Annotated in this window: 9 protein-coding genes; 6 read left to right on the forward strand and 3 right to left on the reverse strand. The window is 72.9% G+C overall.

What is annotated here, in order from left to right; all coding sequences use genetic code 11:
• The first annotated feature begins 126 nt into the window (after positions 1-126).
• The 4 genes from ACIQBJ_RS01830 (at position 127) to ACIQBJ_RS01845 (ending at position 4,797) form a co-directional block, all read left to right on the forward strand.
• The gene (locus tag ACIQBJ_RS01830; RefSeq protein ID WP_400701767.1) at positions 127-252 is read left to right on the forward strand and encodes a class III lanthipeptide; all 126 of its coding nucleotides are present in this window, start codon (positions 127-129) and stop codon (positions 250-252) included.
• Positions 253-336: 84 nt separating this feature from the next.
• Positions 337-459 carry a class III lanthipeptide gene (locus ACIQBJ_RS01835; protein WP_400701770.1) on the forward strand — a complete coding sequence of 41 codons (123 nt, stop codon included), beginning with the start codon at positions 337-339 and terminating at the stop codon, positions 457-459.
• A gap of 118 nt (positions 460-577) precedes the next feature.
• Entirely contained in the window at positions 578-3,280 is a 2,703-nt protein-coding gene (gene lanKC, locus ACIQBJ_RS01840; RefSeq protein ID WP_400701773.1) for a class III lanthionine synthetase LanKC, read from the forward strand.
• Entirely contained in the window at positions 3,277-4,797 is a 1,521-nt protein-coding gene (locus ACIQBJ_RS01845; protein WP_400701776.1) for an ATP-binding cassette domain-containing protein, read from the forward strand. The genes lanKC and ACIQBJ_RS01845 overlap by 4 nt, the downstream gene beginning before the upstream one ends.
• 7 nt (positions 4,798-4,804) lie before the next feature.
• On the opposite strand, the gene ACIQBJ_RS01850 is transcribed toward ACIQBJ_RS01845, so the two are convergent.
• From ACIQBJ_RS01850 to ACIQBJ_RS01860, 3 genes are all read right to left on the reverse strand, one after another.
• The gene (locus ACIQBJ_RS01850) at positions 4,805-5,803 is read right to left on the reverse strand and encodes a LacI family DNA-binding transcriptional regulator (protein WP_400701779.1); all 999 of its coding nucleotides are present in this window, start codon (positions 5,801-5,803) and stop codon (positions 4,805-4,807) included.
• 169 nt (positions 5,804-5,972) lie between these two features.
• Positions 5,973-7,319, reverse strand: coding sequence for an ABC transporter substrate-binding protein (locus ACIQBJ_RS01855; protein WP_400701782.1), 1,347 nt, complete (start codon positions 7,317-7,319; stop codon positions 5,973-5,975).
• 178 nt (positions 7,320-7,497) lie between these two features.
• A complete protein-coding gene (locus tag ACIQBJ_RS01860) occupies positions 7,498-7,767 on the reverse strand; it encodes a hypothetical protein (protein ID WP_400701785.1) in 270 nt (89 codons plus the stop codon).
• Positions 7,768-7,985: 218 nt separating this feature from the next.
• Between ACIQBJ_RS01860 and ACIQBJ_RS01865 the strand changes: the two genes are divergently transcribed.
• Positions 7,986-8,822, forward strand: a complete 837-nt coding sequence (locus ACIQBJ_RS01865) for a ribonuclease BN (protein ID WP_400701788.1) — start codon at positions 7,986-7,988, stop codon at positions 8,820-8,822.
• Between the two features lie 97 nt (positions 8,823-8,919).
• Positions 8,920-9,639, forward strand: coding sequence for a GH25 family lysozyme (locus tag ACIQBJ_RS01870; RefSeq protein ID WP_400703445.1), 720 nt, complete (start codon positions 8,920-8,922; stop codon positions 9,637-9,639).
• Positions 9,640-9,804 lie beyond the last annotated feature (165 nt).

Below are 9,804 nucleotides of genomic sequence, written 5' to 3' on the forward strand. Positions count from 1 at the left end.
GAACATGGGGTGTTCTCCGCCATGTCCACGATCACCGGCTGCTGTTGACTGTGCCTGCCGATCGGCAAGGCCCCCTTTCCCCGTGGACGCAGCGGTGCGTCCACCCCCCTCGAAGGAGTGATCGGAATGAGCGTCCTCAAGCTCCAGAACCTGCAGCCCCGGGTGACCCCGGCCAAGGCCGCCGTGGTCAGCCTGACCAGCAGCTCCAGCGACTGCTGCAAGTCCCCGTCGAAGCCTCCGACCAACGCCTGATCCCCGGGTCCGGGCGGGGGCGCCGCTCCCGCCCGGACCCGGTCGGCACCGTCCCGCGGACCCCTTCGTGAAGGAGTGATCGGAATGAGCGTCCTCAAGCTCCAGAACCTGCAGCCCCGGGTGACCCCGGCCAAGGCCGGCGTGGTCAGCCTGACCAGCAGCTCCAGCAACTGCTGCAAGGAGCCCGACAAGCCGAGCACCAACTGACGTCCGGGGCCCGGGCGGAGGCGCTCCGCGCTCCCGCCCGGGCCCTGCCGTTCCCCGGCCGCGCCGCGGCAGCACTCCCCGACGCCCCACGGCGGACGACCCCAGACAGAGGCGGGACATGCGCGACGAACGATGGGTCCACCGGTTCCTGTTCACCTGGAACGACACGCTGTTCTTCGACCCGTTGGACGTGTACTACGAGCCGCGGGCCGACCACTTCCTGTCCTCGCTGGACGAGCGGCAGCGGGCCCGGTTCGTCCGCAGCGGGATCTGGTGGAGCCACCGGCACGACCCGGACCTGCCCGCGCAGGGCTGGAAGATCCACGTCTCGGCGAACCACCGCGAGGTGCGCGAGGTGGCGGCCCTGGTGGTGGGGCACCTGACGGCCCGCGGCAGCGACTTCAAGATCGCGCTGGACCTGAACATCTTCGAGATGCTCAACTCCAAGGGCATGGCGCGCGGCAGCGGCGGCAAGCTGGTGACGGTCTACCCGCGCGACGAGGACGACTTCCGCACCCTGCTGGCCGAACTCGCCGCGCTGCTGGACGGCCGGGAGGGCGCCTACGTGCTGTCGGACGTGCGCTACCGGGAGTCGAAGTCGCTGTACTTCCGCTACGGCCAGTTCCTGCGCACCCACCGGCTCGACGTGCTGGGGCGGCAGGTCGCGCAGATCGCCGGCCCGGACGGCCCGACCGCCGACGACCGGGAGCCCGGCTTCGCCCAACCGTCCTGGCAGTCCTGGCCGTTCGACGACTGGAAGCCGGCCGAGGAGGGCCCGGAGGAGGGCGACGGGCTGCTCGGCGGCCGGTTCCGGGTGACCGGCGCCATCCAGTTCTCCAACTCCGGCGGGGTGTACACCGCCGAGGACACCGCGGACGGCGACCGGCAGGTCGTCCTCAAGGAGGCCCGTCCGCACACCAACCCGAACACCCGCCTGGGCCACGACGCGCTGAACATCCTCGACCGGGAGTGGACCTTCCTGAACCGGCTGGCCGGCTCCGGGTGCTTCGCCGCGCCGATCGCCCGCTTCGACGCCTGGGAACACCGGTTCATCGCCCAGGAGTTCGTGCCGGGCACCGACATCCGCTCGGTGCTGCTGGAGCGCAACCCGCTGGCCCGGCCGGTGATCACCGCCGACGGGGCCCGGGAGTTCCTGCGGATCTTCCTGGCCGTGCTGGGCGGCCTGTCCCGCGCCGTCGGGGCCGCCCACGAGCACGGCGTGGTGCTCGGCGACCTCTCCCCCTCGAACCTGCTGGTCGACCCGGACACCTTCCACGTCACCGTGATCGACCTGGAGGCGTGCCGGCTGGCCGACCCGCAGGGCGCCGACGGGGACGAGGAACTGGCGCAGCCGGTCGACCTGTACACGCCCGGCTTCAGCCACTCCGAGGGCCGCTCGGGCCCGCCCGGACCGGCCGACGACCTGCGCGCGCTGGCCAACACCATGGCGTACTTCGTCTTCCCGATCGCCGCGATGTCCTACCTGCGGCCGGACGTGCTCGGCCTGTTCCGGACCTTCACCGACGCGCTGGGCTGGCCGCCCGAGGTGCACGGCCTGCTGATGGACCTGGCCCGGGGCCGGGCCGCCCTCCCCGAAGTCTTCGCGCTGGTCGCCCGGACGGACGAACTCCTGGGCGCGGTACGGGCGGTGACGCCCGCGCCGGTGGACGTTCCGGCGCTCGGGCTGGCCGCCGCCGAGTCCGGCGTGGCGGCCTTCGCCGCAGCCGCCGCCGACCCCGGCCGGGCGACGCTGTTCCCCACCGACCCGTTCGCGCACGTCACCAACCCGCTCAGCCTGGGCTTCGGGGCGAGCGGCGTGCTGTGGGCGCTGCACGCCTCCGGCGTCCCGGTCCGGCCGGAGTGGCGGCAGTGGCTGGGCGAGCGGCTGGACGGCCTGGACCCGGACGCCTACCCGGACGGCCTGATGAACGGCCTGGCCGGGATCGCCTGGACCGCCGACACCCTCGGATTCCCGGACCGGGCGCGGGAGTTGCTCGAACTGGCGAACCGGCGCGGCCCGGCCGTCGGCGACCACACCTTCTACTACGGCCTGGCCGGCCTCGGCCTCACCGACCTGCGCTTCCACCTGCGGCACGGCGGCCGGGAGCACCTGGCCGCGGCCGTCCGGTGCGCGCGGGTGCTGTGCGACAGCGTCGAGCGCGAGGGCCGGCACGCCTTCTGGCGCAACGAGTTCTCCCCCGAACGGCCGCTGACCGGCCTCGGCTTCGGCCAGGCGGGCGTCGCGCTGTTCCTGCTGCGGATGCACCAGGCCACCGGCGAGGAGCACTACCGGCAGCTCGGACGCGCCGCGCTGGACTGGGAATTGGACCACGCCACGCTGCTGGACGAGGGCGTGGTGATGTTCGACCACGAGGGGACGATGGAGCCGTACGTCGAGGTCGGCTCGGCGGGCATCGCCCAGGTGCTGCTGCGCTACGGCGACCTGGACGCCGCCCGGCGGGTGCTGCGCGCCGTCCGGGTCGGCCAGAGCGTGCTGCCGGGCTACGGGTTCGGCATGTCCGGGATCGCGGACGCCATGCTGGACGCCGCCGCGTTCACCGGCGACCCCTCCTACCGGGACACCGCGCTGCGCCAACTCGACTTCGTCCGGCGGGTGTTCCTGTTCGAACCGGCCGAGCGCTTCGGGATGCCGCGGCGGGACGGGGTGGCGCCGCTGGGCGTGCCCGGCGAGGGGCTGCTGCGCTGCTCCACCGACTACCTGACCGGCTCGGCCGGGGTGCTGCGGGTGCTGCACCGCGCCAACTCCGGCGGCGGCGCGGACTTCCTGCTCGACGAACTGCCGAACGGGGTGGCCCGGTGAAGGAGCTGTGGCACCTGCTGCGCGGGCACCGGGCCCGGTTCGGCCTGATCGTGGCGGCCGTCGCCGTCACCGGCGGCGCCGAGGCCGTGCTGCACCCGCTGCTGCTGAAGGCGCTGTTCGACCAGGCGATCCTGGCCGGGGACTTCCGGCGCTTCCTGCTGCTGGGCGGGGGCTACCTGCTGCTCGGCCTGACCCTGAACGCCCTCGGCTACTGGGTGGCCTGCGGGCGCAAGCGGTTCGAGAACGCGCTCGTGGTGGAACTCGAACTGGAGCTGCTGGACCGCTCGTTGGGGCTGGACGGGCGGCGGCTGTCCGAGGCCGGGCACGCCTCCTACGTCAGCCGGGTCCACAACGACGTCCACGAGGGCGTGCTGCCGGCCGTGGACGTGGTGGTGCGGATCGCCCGGCAGGCGGTGTCCTCCACCGCCTTCCTCGGCGTGCTGCTCTACCTGTCCTGGCAGGCCAGCCTGATCCTGCTGGTGATCGTGCCGCCGCTGGTGGTGGCCAGCAACGCGGTCGCCCGGCGGATCGCCGACAACACCGAGGCCGAACGGGAGGCCGAGGCGCAGTACATCAACCGGCTGACCCGCACCCTGGAGGCGTTCCACGCGCTGCGCGGCCTGCGGCTGCTGCTGCCCGGCACCCGGGCCGTCAACCGCGAGGCGCTGCACGGCTACCTCGGCATCACCTTCGTCAACTACCGCCTCGCGCAACGGCAGAGCACGCTCAGCGACCTGGTGATGAACCTGTCCGACACCGCGTCGATGGTGATCGGGGCGTACTTCGTCTTCCTCGGCCGGATGACCTTCGGCAGCTTCCTGGCCTTCGTCAACACGCTCTGGCGGGCCGTCACCGGGATCTTCGACCTGATCAACCTGATCCCGCTGGCCCGTCGGAGCAGCGCCGTGCTGCGCCGGATCGAGGCGCTGCGCGGCTCCCGGCCGGAGGCGTACCACGAGCAGGCGCCCGCGGTGGCGGTGCACGGCGCCCGGGTCTCGTACGGCGGGGACAGCGCGGTGGCGATCGAGGACTTCACCCTCGGCGCGGGCGAGCACGTGCTGCTGCGCGGCCCGAACGGCTGCGGCAAGACCACCCTGCTGCACGTCCTGGCGGGGACGCTGGCGCCCGACACCGGCCTGGTCGCGCTCCCCGGGCGGGTGGCGAGCCTGACCGCGCCGGTGCACCTGCCGCCGCTGCCGGTGCGCGAGCTGGTCGCCGACCCGGAGTTGCGCACCGCGCTCGAACTCGACGGCCTCGCCGAGCAGTTCCCCGCCGAACTGTCCTCCGGTCAGCGCCAGCGGGTCGGCATCGCCGCGCTGCTCTGCGAGGACGCCGACCTCTACCTCGCCGACGAGCCCTTCGCCAACCTCGACGAGGACGGCCGCGCCCTGGTGCTGCACGCCCTGCGGCACCGCACCGCGGGCCGGGGCCTGCTGGTGGTGCACCACGGCGACGAGCACCTGGACGCCGGTTTCGACCGGGTGGTGACCCTGGCCCGGGCCGCCGTCGCCCCCTGACGGTCCGTCAGACCGGCGGCGCGGGGGCGGTGGTGGCGCGGATCACCAGTTCGGGGTCGAAGAGGAGTTCGCCGGTGGGGGTGTCGCGGTTGCCGACCAGGGCGAGGACGCTGCGGCCGACCTCCAGGGCGAGGCGGTCGGTGGGCTGGCGGACGGTGGTCAGCGGCGGGTCGGTGAACTCGGTGATCATCGAGCCGTCGTAGCCGACCACCGACACGTCCTCGGGGACGCTGCGGCCGAGCCGGCGCACGCCGCGGATCACGCCCAGCGCGAGGAAGTCGCTGGCCGCGACGATCGCGGTCGCGCCGCGCCCGACCAGCAGGCCGGCGGCGGCCTGGCCGCCCTCCACGGTGTAGGACTGACGGACCACCAGGCGCTCCGGGTCGGTGGCGCCGCGGCGGGTCATCGAGTCCAGGAAGCCCTGCACCCGCCGGTCGGCAGGCCGGTTCCCGGCGGGGCCGGAGACCATGCCGATGGCGCGGTGGCCGAGCCGGTGCAGGTGGTCGACGGCGAGTTCGGCGGCGAGCCGGTCGTCGGTGGAGAACACCGGGACCGGCACCCCGTCGGCGAACTCGCCGTTCACCCCGACGTAGGGGATGCGGCGCGAGCGCAGCATCTCGTAGATCTCGGTGTCGACGCCCTCGACGGTGTTGGACGCGGACAGGAACACCACGGCCGCGATGCCCTTGTCGATGATCGCGGAGATGTACTCGGGCTCCTGGACGCCGCCCGCGAAGGACGGGCAGATGATCGTCTTGAGGCCGTGCGGGGCGAGCGCCGACTCGATCCGCTCCGCGACGTCGGCGAAGAACGGGTTGGCGACGTGCTCGGTGATCACCGCGACCAACTGGCCCTCCACGGCGCGCTCGTAGCCGAGTTCGGCCATCGCGCGCTCGACCGCGTCCCGGGTCTTCTTGGCCACGCCCTGCCGACGGTTGATCACCCGGCTGACGGTCGCCTCGCTGACGCCCGCCTGCGCGGCGATCTCCACGATCCCGATCTTCATGCCCTCACCTTCGCCGCTGCGCCGACCCGCTGGCCGGACCGGACCGGGCCCGCGGCGTCCGCACCCTGCGCGGGTGCCGGGGCCGGGACGGTCCGAATCCGCTCGATCATACGGCGGCCCGCCCCGGCCTCCCCCGCACGGGGCGTCACCCGGTGGCGGCGCGCCCGGCCTACCGGACGATCCTGCGGCCGGTCTGCCGGGCCAGTTGGTCGGCGGCCTGCTTCAGCACGTCCGCCGGGTCGGCGCCCTTGAGCAGCACCTTGGTCTGGGCGTCGGTGACGACCTTGAGCGCGCGGGCGTAGTCGGAGCTGTAGTTGTAGGCCGGGGACGGGGCCTTGAGCGCGTCGATGAAGACCTCGCCCTTCTGCTGCCCCCCGAAGAACTCCGACGGGACGTGGAACACCGGGTCGTCGTAGGCCGCCATCAGGGCCGGGGCGATGCCCTTGTCCTGGTAGATCTTCACCTGGTTCTCGGGCCTGGTGAGCACGAACTCGACGAACTTGAACGCCGCCGCCTGGTACTTGCTGGTGCCGGAGACCGCGAGGTGGGTGGAGTTGACGGTGGCGGCGGTGCCGCCGCCGCGCCGCATCGCCGGGGGCAGCCGGACGCCCCACTTGCCGCGCTCGCCCGGCACGGCCTCCTCGATGACGCCGCCGTACCACGTGGGCATCGGCAGGACGGCGGAGGTGCCGGCCCTGATCGAGGCGATCTGGGCGTTCCAGCCGCCCGACATGTCGGCGACCAGGCCGGCGTCGTTCAGCTGCTTGATCAGCGTCATCGCCTTCACGGCCTCGGGCGAGTCGAGGGTGATGGCACCTTCCAGGTTGAAGTAGAACGCGCCCTGGAGCTGGAGCAGCAGCTGGAAGAAGTTGGCGGCGTCCGGGACGGAGGCGGGCTTGTCGATGCCCAGCAGGTACGCGCCGGTCCTGGCCTTGACGGTCTTTCCGGCCGTGACGGCGTCGTCCCAGGTGTCGATCGCCCGGACGTCGACCCCGGCCCGCTCGAACAGGTCGGCGCGGTAGTAGAACCCGGCCGAGTTGGCCTCCCACGGCAGGGCGTTCACCTTGCCGCCCTTGGAGGTGACGGTCGCCCACAGGCCCGGCGCGAAGGCGTCCTTGTACTGGTTGGCGCCCAGCGCGGCCAGGTCGGCCAGGCCGTTGGGGAACTTCTCCACGTAGCCGGGCAGGTAGTCGACGCCGATGTGCAGCACGTCGGCCAGGCCCGCGCCGCCGGCCGCCAGACCGGTGGTGATCTTGTCCCAGATCGCCGGGTTGCCGATGTCCTCCACCCGGACCCGGACGTTCGGGTACTGGACGTTGAACGCCGGTATCAGCGAGCGGAGTTCGACGGCCGGGCCGTTCCAGCTCCACACCGTGATCTCGCCCTTGGCCCCGCCGCCGCCCGCCTCGCCGCCCTGCCCGTCCGCACTCGCGCAGGCGCCCGCGAGGCCGGTCAGGCCGGTGCCCGCCGCGAGGGCGCCACCGGCCCGCAGGAGGTGCCGACGGGAGAGGTTCATAGCGGGGCCCGCCTTCTGCGCAGGTCGGCCCCGACGGCCGACCGGGCAGGACGGTAGCAAGTCCGTCGCCTTCCTTGCAAGAAAAGGCTGAAAACTTCCGGATTTAGCGGCATCGCCTACTTGCAAGTCGACCGAGAGGTGGAGGTGGACCGGAGCGCCGACGGGACCGCCCGGTCGCTCAGCGGCCCGGCCGGCGCGGGGCCCCGGGAGTGTCCTCGCGGCTGTCCTCGCGGGTGGGCGGCGCGCCCTCGCCCGGGGTGTCCCAGGAGTCGGCGCGGGCGGCGGGCGGCCCCGTCGGGCGGCGCGGCGGGCGGCGGGCCAGCACCCGGCGGCTGCCCCAGAAGAACCCCGCGATCAGCAGGCCGGTGACGATCAGGGCGGGGACGATCACGACCAGCAGCGGTGGCCCGCCGGACTCCGCCGCCAGCGGGAGCGGGTGGACGTTCATGGCGGTCTCCCTCCGGAAGGACGCGGACGGCACCCGGACGGTGCCGCGCGGCGGGCCCGGCCGGAGGGGGGAGACCGACCGGGCGCGCCGTGACCGCCGTCTACCCGGCTCCCCCGACCTCATGCCCCGCGCTTCCCGAACGGCCGGACCGGGCCGTTCGCGGGCGGGCGCGGCCCGATGATCTTGTCCTGCGGTCCGTCCGCGCCAAGGATGGGGTGATGATGCCCCAGCGGAACGAGCGGCCGCGCCAGCCCCGGGTCGCGGACGGCGCGCGCAACCTCCGGCACGCGGCCCTGGAGGTCTGGCGGCACGGGCGGGACATCGAGCTGCTCCAGCGCTCCTTCGCGTTCGCGGCGCTGTTCTTCGTCACGCTGGTGCCACTGCTGATCGTCATCGCGGCGGCGCTCCCGGCGGGCGGCGCGGGCATCGCGGAGTGGATCACCACCGCGCTCGGCCTGGACGGGCGGGGCGGCGAGGCCGTGCGCGGGCTGTTCGCCTCGCGCGGGCAGGTGCTCAGCACCACGACGGCGTTCGGCCTGGCCGCGCTCGCGGTCTTCGGCATCTCCCTGATGTCGGCCGTCCAGAGCGGCTACGAGCGGATCTGGCGGCTGGAGCGCGGCCCGTGGCACTCGGTGTGGCGGCAGACGCTGGCGCTGGCCGCGCTGGTCGGCTACATCGTGCTGGCCGCCTGGATCGGCTCCCCCTGGCGCGGCACCCCGCTGCAACCGGCCCTGGGCATCACGGTCGACAGCGTCGGCGGCATCCTGCTCTTCTGGGGCCTGCAACGCCTGCTCCTGGCCGGCCGGGTCCCGGGCCGGCGCCTGTTCCCGGGCGCCGTCGCCACCATGGCCGCCCTGGTCGGCCTGCGCGTCTTCTCCCGCCTGGTCTTCGCGCCCCTGCTGGTCTCCAACGCGGTCTCCTACGGCACCGTCGGCACCGTCCTGGTCGTCCAGTCCTGGCTGGTCGGCGTCGGCTACACCGTCTACGCCGGGCCCCTGCTCGGCCGGGCCCTCACCGACGACGAATGGCTGGCCGACCGGGACCGCCGCCCCTGAGCCGCAACGGGATTATCTGGGGTTGTCAAACGAAGCCCGAGGCAGAACGCATGTTCATCCGTCTGGCACGTAAGGCACGGTGCTCGTTGTGACCGAAATGATCATCGCTGATGTGTCGGAGCATCAGGCGGTCGACTGGTCGACCTACGCCGGAACTGGCAACCGAGCTGCGATTATCCGCGCCTACAACGGCTTCCCGGCGGACTACAAGTTCGGAGCGAACCGCTCGGGGTTCTGGGTGGCCGGAGGACGCTGTCTCGAGATCTACGCCTACGTCAGCAGGAGCCGCTATGCCGAGGACCAGGCCGAGGCGTTCTGCGACACCCTCGGTCCGCTGAATCCTGGCGAGTTCCCGATCGGCGACTTCAGGGAGGGAGACGGTGACCAAGAGGGCCGGGCCAGCACCTGGCGGCAGGTCGTCCGGCTGCGGCTCGGAATCGAACCATGGATCTACAGCGGGCAGTACTTCTTCCGCGAGCACGGACTCGGCAATGCCGGTTTCTCCAGCAGTCGAACATGGATCGCCGCGTACGGGCCAAATCGGCCAGCCCGGCCTGAGCACTCCATGTGGCAGTTCTCGGAGAGCTTCGGCCAGATGGCCGGCATCAACGCCAGGCACGACAGTTCACGCCGGTACGGCACCGTGGACGACCTGCTCACCGTCGTCTCCGAGGACGAGGCGAAACACCGAGAGTCCGGATTCGTGCCGTTCCCCGGGCCGAACAAGTTCCGTCTGGGCCAGGTCAACGAGTACGTCAGCATGCTCGGCACATGGCTGATCCCCGATACCGAGACCTGGCGTCGCCTCCAGCTCTGACGCGGCGGGGCGACGCATTGAGAGCAGAGGTGGGGGGGGCCGGGCGGGGGGGGGGGGCCCCCCCCCCCCGCGGCGCCGCACACCCTGACGTGGGGTACGGGGGGGGCGCCCGGCAACCGGGGGGGAGGACCGCGAGGCCCCACGGGGGCGGGGGGGGGCGGGGGT

This window comes from Kitasatospora sp. NPDC088391 (assembly GCF_044753345.1).
Taxonomy (GTDB): domain Bacteria; phylum Actinomycetota; class Actinomycetes; order Streptomycetales; family Streptomycetaceae; genus Kitasatospora.

Bases quoted from the DNA above. Each gene is read 5' to 3' on its own strand.
- ACIQBJ_RS01860 (WP_400701785.1), bottom strand. From the start codon at position 7,767: ATGAACGTCCACCCGCTCCCGCTGGCGGCGGAGTCCGGCGGGCCACCG.
- ACIQBJ_RS01865 (WP_400701788.1), top strand. From the start codon at position 7,986: ATGATGCCCCAGCGGAACGAGCGGCCGCGCCAGCCCCGGGTCGCGGAC.
- ACIQBJ_RS01835 (WP_400701770.1), top strand. From the start codon at position 337: ATGAGCGTCCTCAAGCTCCAGAACCTGCAGCCCCGGGTGACCCCGGCC.
- ACIQBJ_RS01870 (WP_400703445.1), top strand. From the start codon at position 8,920: ATGATCATCGCTGATGTGTCGGAGCATCAGGCGGTCGACTGGTCGACC.
- lanKC (WP_400701773.1), top strand. From the start codon at position 578: ATGCGCGACGAACGATGGGTCCACCGGTTCCTGTTCACCTGGAACGAC.
- ACIQBJ_RS01830 (WP_400701767.1), top strand. From the start codon at position 127: ATGAGCGTCCTCAAGCTCCAGAACCTGCAGCCCCGGGTGACCCCGGCC.
- ACIQBJ_RS01850 (WP_400701779.1), bottom strand. From the start codon at position 5,803: ATGAAGATCGGGATCGTGGAGATCGCCGCGCAGGCGGGCGTCAGCGAG.
- ACIQBJ_RS01855 (WP_400701782.1), bottom strand. From the start codon at position 7,319: ATGAACCTCTCCCGTCGGCACCTCCTGCGGGCCGGTGGCGCCCTCGCG.